Origin of the sequence: uncultured Photobacterium sp., from assembly GCF_947502415.1 — a bacterium.
GTDB lineage: Bacteria > Pseudomonadota > Gammaproteobacteria > Enterobacterales > Vibrionaceae > Photobacterium.
Window position 1 is genome coordinate 55,826 of sequence record NZ_CANMZV010000019.1, and the last position, 15,871, is coordinate 71,696.

Consider the following 15,871-nt stretch of genomic DNA (forward strand, 5'->3'; position numbering starts at 1 on the left):
ATCTACTTTCAAACTATATTGGTTTTTGACTCTGCGCCAAAAACAAAAAGACCTGTCATAGACAGGCCTTTACTTTTCGTATTTTAAGCCAGCTTAAATCTTAAAGAAAGAAAGCTGATGCTTTTGTTTTTCTGCCAACTGCGAAAGTTCGTTACTGGCTGTCGCACTCTGACTGATACCGGCAACGTTCTGGTTGACAATCTCTGACATATTGGTGACATTTCGGTTAATATCCTGCGTCACCTGAGACTGCTGCTCGGCCGCAGTCGCAACCTGAGTGTTCATATCGCTGATCTGTACGACAGACTCAGTAATACCAACCAAAGCGTCATTCGCCTGAGTCGCCAGCACCTGATTGCGATCAAGCATTTCAAGGCTAGACTGCATGCTTTCATTCGCATTATTAGACTGTGATTGCAGCTCTTCAATAATCGTCTGAATTTCCTGAGTTGACGACTGCGTACGCGCAGCAAGCATACGAACTTCATCTGCAACCACCGCAAAACCACGGCCGGATTCACCTGCACGCGCCGCTTCGATTGCCGCATTCAATGCCAGCAGGTTAGTCTGCTCTGAAATGCCTTGAATAACTTCGATAACCTTACTGATTTGCTCAGACTGCTCTTTCAGACGCGTTACAACATCTGCTGCTTCTGTCAGAGTCTGGTTCATCTGAACACTTGCCGCGTTGCTTTGCTCAAAAATGCTCAAGCCTTCACGGGCCAACTCATCAGTCTGCTTCGCCATCGTATCTGCTGCTGTCGCATTGTCACTGACATTTTCGGCCGTGCTTGATAGCTCGTTAACCGCAGAGGCAACCTGATCAATCTCATTGTGTTCCTGCTGAGCATTAGCTTCAGACTGAGTCATTACTGCCGCCAGCTCTGTTGATGCAGAAGCCACGTCTTCACTGATACGGATCAGAGCATCAACCGTCTGGTGCAGCTGCTGAACGGTACGATTAACATCGCTACTTAACTGAGCAATTTCATTTGTGCCATCTTGTTCTGCATGTACTCGCAGGTTACCTGAAGCCACTTCACGCATCACGGACTGCAGTTTAATGATCGGGTTAACAACCAGGCCTGACATCCACCAGGCAACAACAATAGCAAAAACAAACACAACTAAAATTGAAAGCGTAGCCTTATTCATCATGCTCTGGCTGTTTTCTGCACTTTGCTCCAGACTTTTTGATGTATATGCGTTAATCTGCTGGGAAAGAAGATTAATCGACTCAACCATGTTGCTACCAACAGCACGGTACTTAGAAATAAAGTTATTAAAAGCTTGCTCCGACAATTCACCGCGATCATGCTGGTTTAGTGTTACGACCGCACGTTGCGAGTAATCGATATAATCTTGAATTGCAGAATTAACTTGATCAGCCTGATTCTTAAATTCATCAACCTGCTCTAGCTGCCGAAGATCTTGAGCAATCTCTTTTGCTGCTACATTTAGCTCACCCTGAAAGCTATCACGACGGGAAGCATCATAAATAGCATACACCGCACTTATTCGTAACGGATAAACCCGATCATCAATTTGGGCCAACGTATCTTTATACTCAACCAATGAATTTGTGCTTTCAGTAATGACCTTTTGTTCAGCATCAAGTTTGCTTTTCGTGAGCATCAAAGTGGTAAATAAAACCACAACCATCAACATTACAGGCAGCAAAACCTGATAACGGATGGACAAATTTTTAAGTGAAGATTGCATTCAAGCCTCAGGAATTGTTTTTATATCTGCAAAAATACAGTTGATAAATCAGACTGACTAAAGAGTGCACAATATAGATCCAGATCACATAAATGTCCACAAAAAATGAAGTCGCTTTTTCTTCTAAAAATCCTACACTTAGAATTAATAATGATTCACTTGTGCTATATAAACACCCAACTCATCAGCACACATTATAAGCAGCTTGTAACGTTAACATTTCACCAAACAAGCCAGTCATTAAGCATCAATGAGCATCGTCATAGAGTGTTCAAACTTCTGAAACATGATTGTCATATTACTTTCCTAATCTTGGCATCGTTCATTCAAACCTATTGGCAATAAAGCCAGCTTTTTAAGGATTAGGAAAATGAAAACACAGGTTATTGGTGCACTAGCCCTTGCAGGTTCAATGGTATTTAATACTGCAGTCGCAAATGAAACCGTTTCGGTTGTAGGCTCAAGCTCCGTATCACCAATCATGGAAGTTCTTGGTGAAACCTATTCAACAATTAACGATGTCGTTGTCGAAGTTCAGGGCCCAGGATCTTCAGCAGGTATTCGCGCTGCACATGACGGTTCATCAGATCTTGCAATGAGCTCTCGAAATCTGAAATCTTCAGAAAAAGCAGGCAATATTAAAGAAGTTGTTATCGCTCGTGACGGCATTGCAGTTGTCGTTCACAACAACAATCCAGTAGAAAATCTAACTAAAGAACAAGTTGCACGAATTTACAAAGGTGAAATATCTAACTGGAACCAGGTTGGTGGTGAGAATAAACCTATTGTTGTAGCAACTCGTGATACCGCTTCTGGTACTCGTGGTGCCTTCGAAGACATCATGAAACTGAAAAAGAAAATTAACGGTATAAAAGTGTCTGCCATTTCTCAGCGCGCACAGGTTGCAAGCGGCAACGGGCAGCTGAAAACAATTGTTGCTAACAATCCATTTTCTATCGGCTACATCTCTCTTGGTTCTGTAGATGGCTCAGTCAAAGCATTGGCTATCGACAACCACAAGCCTTCAGTTAATGCTATAAAATCAGGTGAGTATGGTGTTCAACGTCCCTTCCTGGTTGTTTATAAAGAAGGACGTCCATCAAAAGCTGCACTAGAATTCCTACAGTGGATTCACTCTCCACAAGCGCAAAAGATTGTTGCAGAGAAAGGCTTCATCTCTGTTAAGTAATTCAACTGATACTTTATCCGGTCATCGTTGATGACGGTGACCGGATTTTATTGATTCCTCGATATCTGAATAAGCCAATGCTTGATCAATATCTGGAGTGAAAATTATGACCATCGCAAATAATATCGAAAATCCGACTAAAAGATCTTCGCTAAAAGCCAAAGATAAAATTGATTGGCGCGAAATATTCTTTAAGTACCTATTTTTATCGAGTGCCGCAATTGGCATTCTTTCGCTAATAACTATTGGCTATTTCATCTTTAGGGAAAGTTACGACGCCTTCGCTCAATCAGGTATAACCGGTATCGTATTTGGTATGGACTGGTTGCCACCAGCCCTTTACGGTATCGCCCCAATGATTGTCGCATCCGTTGTTTCAACTGCCGGAGCAGTTGTACTCGGTGTACCAATCGGTGTTCTGACCGCCATTTTCATTGCTGAAGTAGCCCCTAAACGCCTTGCTAACCTGATCCGTCCGATGATCGAGTTGCTTGCCGGTATTCCTTCTGTTGTATACGGTTTCTTCGGCCTGGTTATCATCGTTCCACTAATTCAGGACGTATTCGCCGTTCCGGCTGGTAACACTATCCTGGCTGGTGTCATCGTCCTGTCTGTCATGATCCTGCCAACAGTAATTACCGTATCGGAAACATCAATCCGAGCGGTACCACGTAGCTACAAAGAAGGTTCGCTGGCGCTTGGTGCATCCCACATGTTCACCATTTTTAAATTGCTCGTTCCTGCTGCACGTTCCGGCATCATGACCGGCGTTATCCTGGGTGTTGCACGCGCTTTGGGTGAAACCATGGCCATTATCATGGTAATGGGTAACTCCCCGGCCATGCCTGAAGGCCTTCTGGATTCTGCGCGAACCCTAACCGCTAACATCGCAATCGAAATGTCCTACGCAACCGGCGTCCACGCAAGTGCACTCTATGCTACCGGTATTGTTTTACTTGTCTTCATCATGATGCTCAATGCCGCTCTACTTTATCTGAACCGTGAGCGTGCGAGGTAATCACTATGTCTTTACAGTTTAAAAATACTGGTAAGCAGCAGCTAAAAGATAAAATTTCACTGGGTGTGATTTGGCTATCTGCTTCTATCACGGTTGGCTTTCTATTGTGGGTTGTCTGGTACATTCTGAGCAATGGCCTGGCACACGTTGACTGGAATTTCATCACCAGTAACTACACCACCATTGGTCAGGAATCAGGTATCTGGCCGATGATCGTCTCAACCCTATATATGGTTGCGGCCTCCATCGCCGTTGCAGCTCCGCTAGGTATCATGACGGCTATCTACCTAACTGAATATGCAAAAGTCGGTAGCCGTCTAGTTAAAATAATCCGCTTCTGTACCGAATCTCTTGCTGGTATTCCGTCGATTATCTACGGTCTGTTCGGTATGACCTTCTTCGTTGTCGTTCTGGGCTTCGGCTACTCTATCCTGTCAGGTGCGCTGACACTAAGTATCCTGATACTACCGGTCATCATCCGTACTACTGAAGAAGCTCTGATGGCGGTACCTCAAACCTACCGTGAAGGTTCCTATGGTTTAGGAGCTTCAAAAATTTACACAATCTGGAGACTTATTCTGCCAAGTGCTATGCCTGGTATCGTAACCTCCATCATCCTCAGCGTTGGTCGTGTTATTGGTGAATCTGCACCGGTATTCATGACAGCAGGTATGGTAGCGCGTATCCCGGAGAGCATGCTTGACTCTGGCCGTACGCTAACCGTTCACCTGTACAAGTTGACGCAGGAACTCTACACCATCCATGAATGGAACCAGGCTTATGCAACGGCCACCATTCTGATCATGATTGTTCTTGTCATTAACATGATTACCAAACTTATCGCCAGCCGATTCAATACCGCGACTTACTAATTTTTGAGGAAGAGAAACATGAACAAATTCAACATCGAAAACCTAGACCTATACTATGGTGAAAATCAGGCACTGAAGAAAATCTGCCTGCCTATTCCTAACCGTCAGGTAACAGCACTTATCGGTCCATCCGGTTGTGGGAAATCTACCCTGCTGCGTTGTCTTAACCGTATGAACGACCTGATTGAAGGCGTAAAAATCCAAGGCAAATTGACCATGGATAGTGAAGATGTTTACGGCAACATTGATGTGGCACAGCTTCGTATCAAAGTCGGGATGGTTTTCCAGAAACCAAACCCGTTCCCTATGAGCATCTATGAAAACGTAGCATACGGTTTACGTGCTCAGGGAATTAGTGACAAGAAACAGTTAGATACCGTGGTTGAAAAATCACTGCGTGGCGCAGCTCTTTGGGATGAAGTGAAAGACCGCCTGAAATCACACGCATTCGGCCTGTCCGGTGGTCAGCAGCAACGCCTGTGTATCGCTCGTACTATTGCAATGGAGCCGGAAGTTATCCTGATGGATGAACCAACCTCTGCACTTGATCCGATTGCAACCAAGAAAATTGAAGACTTAATGGAGTCACTAAAGAAAGACTTCACGATCGTTATCGTCACACACTCGATGCAACAAGCACGACGCATCTCAGACCGCACCGCCTTCTTCCTGATGGGTGAACTGGTTGAGCACGATGATACTCATTCACTATTTAACAGCCCGCGTGACGACCGTACCCGTGGTTATGTAAATGGTGATTTCGGCTAAGCGAAACCATAATCCTTCCTCAACGCATAGCCGTCAGTCAGCGAATAATAAAAGCGATGGTAAGTATTGCCCCCTCTTTTGAGGGGGCCTTTTTTATACCGCCATACCCCGCACATCCGCTTCAAGATGTCCACACATTGGCATTTTCTCAATCTCGGTCAGCATAAAATCAATAAAGGTTCTGACTGTAAGCGACAGATATTTACGAGAAGGATATACCAGCCAACCAAGTCTCATGACTGGCTCCTGATCTTCAAGCAACTGTACCAGCATCCCCTTTTCGATATAAAAATCGGCCAGAAACTCAGGAATAAACACCACGCCACGGTTTTGCAGGCACGCTTCCATGATGAGCGGCACACTATTCATAACAAGGTTGCCGGATACTAAAATCGCTTCGCCTTCTTCCATAGGAAGCTCATTTAAAATCTGTCCGTTTGGGAAACGATAGCGAATAAAATTATGGGCTTTGAGCTCTTCCGGGATAACCGGCTTACCATGTTTAGCAATATACTCTGGTGTTGCATAATACCCGAAAGATGCTGACGTGAGCGGACGTGCGATCAGGTTGGAATCTTCCAGCTTCTCCCCTACCCGCAAGGCAACATCAATATGGTTTTCAACCAAATTTGATTCTTCCGAGCTCATGGTGACTTCAACGCTGACCTTCGGGTATAAATCCATGAACTTAAATATCATCCTGCCGATTTCAACGATATTCGGTAACGGAAGCAGCTGTACCCGTAAGTGACCTGAAATCTCATACCTTGGCGCGGTAATCTCCTGAATGCTCTGCTCCAAATCATTCAGGATAGTCTTGGTTCGTTCATAAAACTTTTCACCGGCCTCAGTTAACTGCATAGCCCGGTTATGCCGCTGAAAAAGCTGAATGTTCAATTCTTCTTCCAAGGCTTTAATTCGACGACTCAAGTTAGACTTCGGCAAATCAAAGATTTCAGCTGCTCGAATGAGGCTACCAGCGTCAACGACTCGGTGAAATAGCTCAATATCTTCCGTCTTCATTTCTGTCCCGTTTGTTCAAAAATCTGCGTCATTGTAAAGAAAAAAACCGTCCTATTTGGTTGCAAAAATCGGAACGATGCGTTCCAAATGGTTTTGTTTTTAGCAACTTTAATACAGGTTATATTTTCGTGACTGATATAACAACAGGAAATAACTACAATGAAACTGGCTCAACTCAGCCTAATTTCAATCATGCTATCTACGGTATTGACCGGATGCGGTGAAGCCGAAAGTGCCATGACGCAATCACCTGTCATTCGTCCGGTTAAGCTGATGACAATTGATGACAATGTCTCGCACCACCTGCGTGTTTTCCCTGCAAAAATAGTTGCCAGTCAGCAGGCAGATCTGGCATTTCGAATTAACGGCGAATTGATCAAACTTGATCTGACCGAAGGACAGCGAGTTGAAAAAGGAACGCTCCTTGCCCAGCTTGATGATCGCGATGCCAAAAATGCATTACTGAATGCAGAGGCCAATCATGATCTCGCCGATGTTGACTTCAAACGAAAAAAAGAAGTGTACAACCGCAAGCTAATCTCAAAAGCTGAATTCGATACCGCCAAAGCTACCCTGAAATCTTCCAAGGCAGCACTGTACACAGCCCGAGACCAACTAGCGTACACCCGTATTGAAGCCCCGTTCTCTGGAACGGTTGCCAAGGTTAATCTGGATAACCACCAGAATGTTCAGGCAACACAGGTTGTACTAACCCTTCAGGGTAACGAGCAAGTAGATGTTAGCATTCAGCTGCCTGAATCACTGTTGATGTCACTAAAAGGTATTTCTTTCAATGACGCATTCAACCCAATGGTCCGCTTCCATACGCCACAAACACTAGCGCTAGAAAACGGTTTCAACCCAACCATGAGCTCTACCGGCCAGTCTTCTATCTACCCAGTTAAGTATAAAGAGCATGCAAGTAAGGTTAGCCCCGGCAGCCAAACCTATGAAGTGGTGTTCACACTGACACCGCCGAAAGATCTGAATATTCTCCCAGGTATGAGTGCTGAACTACTGCTGGACATGGCATCCATGAACAACGTAAAACAGCCCGTTGCTGTGTTGCCAATGACTGCACTTGTCCGCACTGACAATACCAATGAAACCAAAGTTTGGCGTTACGACACTGAGAGCCAAAAGCTTGAGCCTGTATCAGTAACCGTTGGACAAATCCGCAGCTCTGGGATTGAAATCATTTCAGGCCTAAATGTGGGCGATCAAGTCGTTGCCGTCGGAGCCACTGCAATAAAAGACAATATGGAAGTTAAACCTCTGCGCTGGGAACGAGGCGTTTAATCCATGAATGTAGCTCATTACAGTATTAATAATAAAGTGATCAGCTGGATGTTTGTCCTGCTGATGCTAATCGGTGGCGGGATTTCGTTTACCGGGCTTGGACAGCTTGAATTTCCAGAATTCACAATCAAACAAGCTTTGGTGATCACTCCATATCCAGGAGCATCACCGGAACAAGTAGAAGAAGAGGTAACGCTGCCACTGGAAGATGCTATCCAGCAAATGCAGCAAATAAAACATATTACGTCGATCAACAGTGCTGGCCTTTCACAAATCGAAATCGAAATGAACGACGAGTACGATGCCAGTGAACTGCCACAAATCTGGGATGAACTGCGCCGAAAGGTAAACGATACTGTTGCCGATTTACCTCCGGGTACGATGCAGCCTCAAGTTATCGACGACTTCTCAGATGTCTTTGGCATCCTGATGAATATTCAAGGCGAAGGCTACAGCTACCGTGAACTGGAAAACTATGCCAACTATCTTCGTCGCGAGCTCGTGCTAATTGAAGGTGTCAAAAAAGTCTCGGTTGTCGGCGCCCCTCAGGAGCAGGTTGTCGTTGAAATCAGCCAACAAAAACTCTCAGCTCTTGGCCTTGATCAGAATTACATCTATAGCCAGATACAAAACCAGAATGTCGTTTCCAACGCTGGTAAAATCCGCATTGGGGATGGCCGTATCCGTATTCACCCAACCGGAGAGTTTGACGATGTATCAGAGATGAACCGTCTGCTAGTCAGCCCTACTGGCAGTGCAGATCTCGTTTATCTGGGCGACATCGCCACCGTATACAAAACGACAACTGAAACACCGGGCCTGCTCTACCACAATATGGGACAAAATGCCCTCTCACTGGGTATTTCATTCAGTACCGGCGTCAATGTTGTTGATATATCCAAAGCAGTTTCAGCCAAAATCACTGAACTCGAATCTCAACTGCCGATTGGTATGAATCTAAATACGGTATATGACCAAGGCGCTGTAGTTGATGTTTCCGTCACTGGCTTTCTGATCAACCTGGCTGAGTCTGTCGCCATTGTAATTGTGGTGCTGCTAGTATTTATGGGCTTACGCTCTGGCCTACTGATGGGCGCCGTACTGCTGCTGACAATATTCGGTACCTTTATCGCCATGAACGTACTGGGTATTCAGTTACAAATCATCTCGTTGGGTGCACTTATCATCGCTCTCGGGATGCTGGTCGATAATGCAATTGTGGTTACCGAAGGGATCCTTATTGGTATCCAACGTGGCCAGACTCGTTTTGAAGCTGCTGGGCAAGTTGTCAAACAAACCCAATGGCCACTCCTTGGCGCTACCGTAATTGCCATCATTGCTTTTGCGCCTATCGGCCTTTCGCAAGATGCAACCGGTGAGTTTTGTGCCTCACTATTCCAGGTCCTTCTAATCTCTTTGTTTATTAGTTGGATCACTGCAATCACCATTACCCCATTCTTCTGTCACCTTCTTTTCAAGGACGGTGAAGTCAGTGATGAACCGCAGGAACTTTACAAAGGTTGGTTCTTCACCGCCTACCGTAGCCTTCTATCCACAGCAATGCGCTTTCGAGTTACCAGCATTGGGCTCGTAATCTTAATGCTTGTTGCTGCAATCTACGGAATGGGCCATGTGAAGAATGTGTTCTTTCCACCATCAAACACGCCCATCTTCTTTGTTGATATCTGGTTGCCGGAAGGTACAGATACCCGTGGAACCGAAAACTTTGTTAAGAAAGTCGAAGATGACATCCTCAGCTACGAAGCCGAAAATGACGTTGGCCTGAAAAACCTGACATCGGTTATCGGCCAAGGAGCCCAGCGTTTTGTGCTGCCTTATGTTCCGGAAAAAGGCTATGAGGCCTATGGCCAGATGATCATAGAAATGGATACCCTGGAACTTCTAAATACCAATATGCCGCAGCTGACCGCTCATCTTCGCGAAAGCTACCCGGAAGCCGAGTTCCGCGTCAAGTATCTGGAAAACGGACCATCGCCGGCAGCGAAAATCGAAGCACGTTTCTATGGTGAAAATCCTGAAGTTCTGCGCCAACTAGCCTATCAGGCTGAACAGATCATGATTGCTGAACCTACAGCTGAAAACGTTCGCCACAACTGGCGTAACCAGGTTACGGTTGTTCGCCCTCAAATGAACTTAGCTCAGTCACGTGAAGTTGGTATTAGCAAGCAAGATCTCGACACAGCCCTAATGATCAACTTCAGCGGCAAGTCCATTGGCACCTATCGTGAGCAATCTCACCTGATGCCTATTCTTGCCCGTGCACCTGAGCATGAACGCCTTGATGCCAACAGCCTACTCAAATTACAGGTGTGGAGCGCCGAAAACAGTACCTTTGTACCGGTAACCCACCTTGTTTCATCTTTTGATACCGAGTGGGAAAACCCGATCATCATGCGTCGCGACCGCAAGCGTGTCCTGACGGTTCTGGCTGATCCCATCCTGGGCTCGGGTGAAACCGCAGATTCAGTTCATCGTAAAATCCGCGACAAAATTGAAAATATTAAGCTGCCGGAGGGTTACAGCCTGGAATGGGGTGGCGAATACGAAACATCTCGTGATGCACAGGCAAGCATTTTCAGCTCATTACCTATGGGTTACTTGTTCATGTTCCTAATCACGGTGGTTCTGTTTAACTCAGTCAGACAGCCACTGGTGATCTGGTTCAACGTCCCATTAGCAATTATCGGTGTTGCATCCGGACTATTGCTGCTAGACGCACCTTTGAGCTTCATGGCGATCCTCGGCATGCTGAGCTTAAGCGGGATGATCATTAAAAACGGAATCGTGTTAGTTGACCAAATCCGCACAGAGCTTGATGAAGGCAAAGCACCCTATGATGCCATCTTCGATTCCTCTGTAAGCCGCGTAAGGCCGGTATGTATGGCTGCAATCACAACCATGCTCGGAATGATCCCGTTGCTATTTGATCCCTTCTTCGAGGCAATGGCTGTAACCATCATCTTCGGGTTGGGTTTTGCTACCCTGCTAACTTTGATTGTTCTGCCTGTCAGCTACGCAATGATTTTTCGTATTCCGACAAAATCCGGTGCAACATTAGCAAACCCGGCTGATTTGGTAACGAATTAAGACCTGTTGATATTCATTTTTTGTGTCCCTTTGACACCCTGCAATTGCAATAAAACGTAAACACTCGCTATTTGCCCATACCTTTTGGTATGGGCTTTTTTATCAAGCTTTAACTCAGAAAAATATACGCCAACTGGTACTAGCAATTTCGCAATCACAACTTTTTATTTCAACAAGTCTTAGACGAACTGATCATAATCCCCTATAACTGAGCATAAGAATATTTTTATGTAGAACATAACGTTAGCCGGAGTAAGTTGTAACATGCGCATAATGATGATTGTATTGCTGTTCATGTCATCAATTGTCATGGCCCAACAGCCTGATGAACTGTCACAGAAACTAACCATCCTGAATCAGGAAATCACCACACTTTATCAAGAATCACAAATTAAAACCGGATCAGCTAAAAGTGTTGTTGAAATGCAGTTACTCAATAAAAACAATGAGCTGCGCAATATCATCAAAAACTTAATCGACAACCGCACTGAAGAAACGACCACGCTCTTGCTAAAACATGTAAAACAGCAAGTCACTTTTATCTCTCGTGCTTCTAAATTCCTTGGCAAAAAAATCACGTCTGACGAGCAAAAGCTTGACCAGGCTAGCCAGGAAGAAAAATTGATGGTGCAAAAAACACTGGACGAAGCCCGCCGCTTTTACACCCAAATGCTGGGAGAGCAATGGGTTAACTATCAGTGGCTTAAACTACTTGGATCTCCGGAGCCAGAGCGCACCACCGAACTTGTTAAAGATGTCGAACACCGACTGGATTTCATGTCTGCCTCCCTGACTTTCGACAGCCAACAGGAAGCCATACTGGCTAAACAGATGAAGGCCGCATCAGAAGCCGAAAAAACATCACTTCAAATCCTTCACTTACTGGCGCAGAGAAGTCTTGCCAGCGATATCGAGAACCTTCGTTTTCTTGTCGAGCTCGCCAATAAGATGGATATCGACACAACGGCTTACACCCAGCAAATCTTTGAAGCTACCGGAAACCTGACAGATGATATTCTCAACCCCAAGGTACTGATTTCCCTGCTCTCAAGCTGGGCTGACAATGTAGGGCAATGGCTACTCGACAACACACCGCAGGTTCTGTTTAAAATCTTTATCTTCGCTGTCATCATTTTTATTTTCAGGATTTTAAAAAACCTGACAAGAAAAATGGTCTCCCGGGCAGTCTCTTCACCAAACCTACGCATGTCACAGTTGATGCAGGACTTTTTCATTTCCATGTCAGGCAAAGGCGTTTTCATCATCGGTCTGATGATTGCCTTGTCGCAGATTGGCCTTGATCTCACCCCTATCCTTACAGGTTTCGGGGTCGCAGGTATTATCATCGGTTTTGCATTACAAGATACGCTATCCAACTTCGCCTCAGGTATGATGCTGTTAATTTACCGTCCATTTGATGTCGGAGACTTTGTTGAAGCAGGAAGCGTATCCGGCAAAGTAAGCCACATGAGCCTTGTCAGTACAACAATCAAAACCTTCGACAACCAGATCCTGATTGTGCCTAACAGCAAGATCTGGGGCGATACGATTAAAAATGTCACCCACGAACGGGTAAGGCGCGTCGATATGGTCTTTGGTATTGGGTACAAAGACAGTGTAGAGCATGCAGAGAAAATCCTGAACGATATTGTCGACGCTCATCCGGCTGTCCTGCGCTCACCAGGAAAAACCATCAAGCTTCATACTTTAAATACATCTTCGGTTGATTTTATTGTCCGCCCCTGGGTAAAAACCGAGGACTACTGGGACGTCTATTGGGATATTACCCGTGAAGTGAAAATGCGTTTTGACAAAGAAGGACTATCGATTCCGTTTCCGCAGCAGGATGTGCACCTTCATATGGTCGAAAAGCAAACAAAATAACCAACATATGAAAACTATGACACCCTTCTAACATAAGAAAATCAATATATTGGCAAAATCAAATAAAAGTATAATCGTCAGAGATTCGTTTCATTCAAAATACAACAAGCTTTACTCATATAAAGTTATTTTAACGTTCACCTGGTTAGCTTAAATTGAAGTGAGCCAAATATAAAACGACGTATAATTGTGTATTGTAAGCTGTTAATCGAGCATTCAGGAAACTTATGCTCGAATGTTACGTAATATAAAACATACTCCGGGATTCATAATATGAAAAAACGTTTTCTAGCCGTTCTTGCTATACCTGCTATCCTTGCTGCATGTGCAGCAAACAATGACAATTCAACCGTGGTAGCCGAATCAGATCTTGCCACTCATAACTGGGTATTGACCAAAGTCGACAGCAAAGCCGTCGATCTGCCTGAACCATTCAGAGCACCAAACCTTGAACTAAGTGCTGAAATGTCTGCTAATGGCCATTCTGGCTGTAACCGTTACTTCGGCCAGGCCGAACTCAAAGACGGTAAGCTACGTATCGAAAAAATGGGTATGACGATGATGGCATGCCCTGAACCAGCAATGAAGATGGAACAACTGATGAGCAGTACCTTAATGGATTGGAGCAATGCGACAATTTCAGGAAATGAACTGACCCTTACCAATGCCAGCCACAGCCTGACATTCCAACGCTCAGAGCAATAAAACCAGATCTACATCCAACCAGGCCTATTTAACCTGATATTACCGGCTAAAGAGTTATGTTTATAGAAAAGAGCGCATTGGCGCTCTTTTCCTTTTTAGCTAACATATGAACAATTTCTTATCATTCACATTCATCATGAGTAAAACTCATAATATAGAGGCGTGTTAAATAGAAGCATGATAAAAACGAATTCATTTGGACATCTAGATGTTTACACTTCTTTTTCTAGCAAGTACATTGAATGGATATATTTCCCAATGGACTTAAAAAGCAGTTATTTTTCAATAGCTAACTAATAAGGGAAATCCAGAATCAACAGCAGGGATGGAACTAAAGCAATGATTGAGATTAAACACTTAAGAACATTATCTGTATTGCGTGACACCGGCTCGCTCACCGCAACAGCCAACACCCTATGCTTGACTCAATCTGCGCTTTCTCACCAGCTCAAAGATTTGGAACAACGCCTCGGCGGCCAGTTATTCCTGAGAAAAACCCGACCAGTTAAATTTACCGCCGAAGGCGAAATTCTTCTTCGGCTGGCCGATGAATTGATACCGAGAATTACCAAGGCCGAATATGAACTATCCAGCCTGAAGGAAGATGCCAATGGTCGCCTGCACATGGCCATCGAGTGCCATTCTTGCTTCCAATGGCTCATGCCAGCACTCAAGGAATACCAAATCCACTGGCCGAGCGTTACGCTGGATTTCTCATCCGGCTTTGGTTTTGAGCCATTGCCTGCGCTGAGCGCCGGTGAATTGGATTTAGTAATCACATCTGATATCCAGACCCGCAGTGAAATCCACTTCGAGCCTTTATTTGATTTCGAAATGCGACTAGTCGTTTCCCCGCAATCACCACTGGCCGACAAAGACTATATCACCCCACAGGATTTAGAAACTCAAACCATGCTGAGTTATCCGGTTCAAAAAAATCGGCTTGATGTCGTGAAGCACTTCTTACAACCAGCCGACATTGAACCTGCCCACTGGAAACAAGCAGACAATACGCTAATGCTGGTACAAATGGTGTCAGCGGGGCTAGGTGTTGCAGCCCTGCCCAACTGGGCAATTTATGATTTTGCCCGTCAGGGATTGATTGTCAGTAAGCCCTTGGGAGAAGGCTTGTGGCGTCGACTTTTTGCGGCAATAAGGTCATCTGAACGAGAAAGGCATTACCTGCAAGCATTTTTCGCTACAGCAAAACAGCAATGCCAAACCCACTTGGAAGGGATTAAAGCCGCCTGATAAAAGCGGCTACTTCATTAACGGATTATTTAAATTGGTTGGTAATAGGATCGTAGCGATAACCAAGCTCTTCCATTTTATTATTAAGCTCATCGGAATCTAATTCGTAACGGCTAACAAGCTCTTCAATTGTATCGCACTCAAGGCGAAGCTTTTCGTTAATAATACCAAGAACAATATTGCCATCCATTTTCAGCAGATTACAAATTTCCATACTAACCCCTTAGATCTCGTACATTGCTCAATTACTCAGGTTAAGCATAGCCATTCCACAGTAGGCTGCTAAAAAAAGCCCTTCCATCAGGAAGGGCTCATCACAAAAAATCGCATTCAGATACCGTCGTTCAGAACAGTACCTGCTGCATTGCACCAGATGATACTAATAAGATCGATGCCAGCAGCAATTGCCAACGGTTTACGGTTTTCGTCAGTAAGATATGCCCACTCCAAACCAGCAGTGACAATACTAACAATGCAAGTGCTGCAATCACTTCAGTTGTCACAGAAGCTAAGACTTGCTCATCCAGGCCGCTCAATAGCCATAGCATCATCAACACACTCAGGATTGCGCTAACAAAGCCGGTAAAAGGCAGAATACGGTGGAATGCCTGTAAACGAGTACGCGCCTGAGTCAGCAACAAGTGAGCAAGCAACGCACCGAATAATGCAACCGCCATAAAGCTCAATCCAATCTGTGGTAGCGACAATGAAGGGAGCAACATCAGCCAGCTTAGTGCAGCCAGAGCGTCTGCCGCGTAGAGCACCGGTAACGGCCCCGCATCACGTGTTTTCCCCGTTTTAACTCTGAAAGCAAAAAACGCCAATGTCAGCAGTGGTAGCAAAGCGATGGGATGGCTAATCACTGCCAGCACCCAACCAGCTAGAACCACTGGTAATGTTTTATGGACCCTGCCTCGCTGACCCGGGCAGATTTCACCTTTCGTTAATACCAGAGTCAGAATAAATTGTGACCCCACTAAAGCAGGGATAAGAAGCGGCAAATAACCTGAAAACATATGTAAACTTGTGTTA

General features: G+C 44.9%; 13 protein-coding genes. 9 read left to right on the top strand and 4 right to left on the bottom strand.

What is annotated here, in order from left to right:
- Window positions 1-93 precede the first annotated feature (93 nt).
- Window positions 94-1,722 (bottom strand): methyl-accepting chemotaxis protein, encoded by a 1,629-nt coding sequence (locus Q0852_RS17820; RefSeq protein WP_299020217.1) that lies wholly within the window; start codon window positions 1,720-1,722, stop codon window positions 94-96.
- 370 nt (window positions 1,723-2,092) lie between these two features.
- On the opposite strand from Q0852_RS17820, the gene Q0852_RS17825 reads away from it, so the two are divergent.
- The 4 genes from Q0852_RS17825 to pstB all read left to right on the top strand — a co-directional run bounded on the left by Q0852_RS17825 (window position 2,093) and on the right by pstB (window position 5,569).
- A complete protein-coding gene (locus Q0852_RS17825; protein ID WP_299020219.1) occupies window positions 2,093-2,911 on the top strand; it encodes a phosphate ABC transporter substrate-binding protein in 819 nt (272 codons plus the stop codon).
- Between the two features lie 106 nt (window positions 2,912-3,017).
- Complete coding sequence (gene pstC, locus Q0852_RS17830) at window positions 3,018-3,929, top strand: phosphate ABC transporter permease subunit PstC (protein ID WP_299020221.1); 912 nt, start codon at window positions 3,018-3,020, stop codon at window positions 3,927-3,929.
- A 5-nt stretch (window positions 3,930-3,934) separates the two neighbouring features.
- Window positions 3,935-4,801, top strand: a complete 867-nt coding sequence (gene pstA / locus Q0852_RS17835) for a phosphate ABC transporter permease PstA (RefSeq protein WP_299020223.1) — start codon at window positions 3,935-3,937, stop codon at window positions 4,799-4,801.
- Between the two features lie 18 nt (window positions 4,802-4,819).
- A complete protein-coding gene (gene pstB / locus Q0852_RS17840) occupies window positions 4,820-5,569 on the top strand; it encodes a phosphate ABC transporter ATP-binding protein PstB (RefSeq protein ID WP_299020225.1) in 750 nt (249 codons plus the stop codon).
- A gap of 93 nt (window positions 5,570-5,662) precedes the next feature.
- On the opposite strand, the gene Q0852_RS17845 is transcribed toward pstB, so the two are convergent.
- Window positions 5,663-6,592 (bottom strand): LysR family transcriptional regulator, encoded by a 930-nt coding sequence (locus Q0852_RS17845; protein ID WP_299020227.1) that lies wholly within the window; start codon window positions 6,590-6,592, stop codon window positions 5,663-5,665.
- A 159-nt stretch (window positions 6,593-6,751) separates the two neighbouring features.
- Here Q0852_RS17845 and Q0852_RS17850 point away from each other — a divergent pair, with 159 nt between their 5' ends.
- The 5 genes from Q0852_RS17850 to metR all read left to right on the top strand — a co-directional run bounded on the left by Q0852_RS17850 (window position 6,752) and on the right by metR (window position 14,839).
- On the top strand, window positions 6,752-7,891 hold the full coding sequence (locus Q0852_RS17850; RefSeq protein ID WP_299020229.1) for an efflux RND transporter periplasmic adaptor subunit: 1,140 nt from the start codon (window positions 6,752-6,754) through the stop codon (window positions 7,889-7,891).
- Between the two features lie 3 nt (window positions 7,892-7,894).
- Window positions 7,895-10,999 (top strand): efflux RND transporter permease subunit, encoded by a 3,105-nt coding sequence (locus tag Q0852_RS17855; protein WP_299020231.1) that lies wholly within the window; start codon window positions 7,895-7,897, stop codon window positions 10,997-10,999.
- Window positions 11,000-11,263: 264 nt separating this feature from the next.
- A complete protein-coding gene (locus Q0852_RS17860; RefSeq protein ID WP_299020232.1) occupies window positions 11,264-12,883 on the top strand; it encodes a mechanosensitive ion channel family protein in 1,620 nt (539 codons plus the stop codon).
- A gap of 273 nt (window positions 12,884-13,156) precedes the next feature.
- Window positions 13,157-13,588: an META domain-containing protein gene (locus Q0852_RS17865; RefSeq protein WP_299020234.1), complete on the top strand. Its 432-nt coding sequence runs from the start codon at window positions 13,157-13,159 to the stop codon at window positions 13,586-13,588.
- Window positions 13,589-13,927: 339 nt separating this feature from the next.
- Entirely contained in the window at window positions 13,928-14,839 is a 912-nt protein-coding gene (gene metR, locus Q0852_RS17870) for an HTH-type transcriptional regulator MetR (protein WP_299020236.1), read from the top strand.
- Between the two features lie 25 nt (window positions 14,840-14,864).
- On the opposite strand, the gene Q0852_RS17875 is transcribed toward metR, so the two are convergent.
- Both Q0852_RS17875 and Q0852_RS17880 read right to left on the bottom strand, forming a co-directional pair.
- Window positions 14,865-15,053: a DUF4250 domain-containing protein gene (locus Q0852_RS17875; protein ID WP_299020238.1), complete on the bottom strand. Its 189-nt coding sequence runs from the start codon at window positions 15,051-15,053 to the stop codon at window positions 14,865-14,867.
- A gap of 130 nt (window positions 15,054-15,183) precedes the next feature.
- Complete coding sequence (locus Q0852_RS17880) at window positions 15,184-15,855, bottom strand: hypothetical protein (protein WP_299020240.1); 672 nt, start codon at window positions 15,853-15,855, stop codon at window positions 15,184-15,186.
- Window positions 15,856-15,871 lie beyond the last annotated feature (16 nt).

Coding starts and splice junctions, on each gene's coding strand:
- Q0852_RS17820 (WP_299020217.1), bottom strand. CDS start 1,722: ATGCAATCTTCACTTAAAAATTTGTCCATCCGTTATCAGGTTTTGCTG.
- Q0852_RS17825 (WP_299020219.1), top strand. CDS start 2,093: ATGAAAACACAGGTTATTGGTGCACTAGCCCTTGCAGGTTCAATGGTA.
- pstC (WP_299020221.1), top strand. CDS start 3,018: ATGACCATCGCAAATAATATCGAAAATCCGACTAAAAGATCTTCGCTA.
- pstA (WP_299020223.1), top strand. CDS start 3,935: ATGTCTTTACAGTTTAAAAATACTGGTAAGCAGCAGCTAAAAGATAAA.
- pstB (WP_299020225.1), top strand. CDS start 4,820: ATGAACAAATTCAACATCGAAAACCTAGACCTATACTATGGTGAAAAT.
- Q0852_RS17845 (WP_299020227.1), bottom strand. CDS start 6,592: ATGAAGACGGAAGATATTGAGCTATTTCACCGAGTCGTTGACGCTGGT.
- Q0852_RS17850 (WP_299020229.1), top strand. CDS start 6,752: ATGAAACTGGCTCAACTCAGCCTAATTTCAATCATGCTATCTACGGTA.
- Q0852_RS17855 (WP_299020231.1), top strand. CDS start 7,895: ATGAATGTAGCTCATTACAGTATTAATAATAAAGTGATCAGCTGGATG.
- Q0852_RS17860 (WP_299020232.1), top strand. CDS start 11,264: ATGCGCATAATGATGATTGTATTGCTGTTCATGTCATCAATTGTCATG.
- Q0852_RS17865 (WP_299020234.1), top strand. CDS start 13,157: ATGAAAAAACGTTTTCTAGCCGTTCTTGCTATACCTGCTATCCTTGCT.
- metR (WP_299020236.1), top strand. CDS start 13,928: ATGATTGAGATTAAACACTTAAGAACATTATCTGTATTGCGTGACACC.
- Q0852_RS17875 (WP_299020238.1), bottom strand. CDS start 15,053: ATGGAAATTTGTAATCTGCTGAAAATGGATGGCAATATTGTTCTTGGT.
- Q0852_RS17880 (WP_299020240.1), bottom strand. CDS start 15,855: ATGTTTTCAGGTTATTTGCCGCTTCTTATCCCTGCTTTAGTGGGGTCA.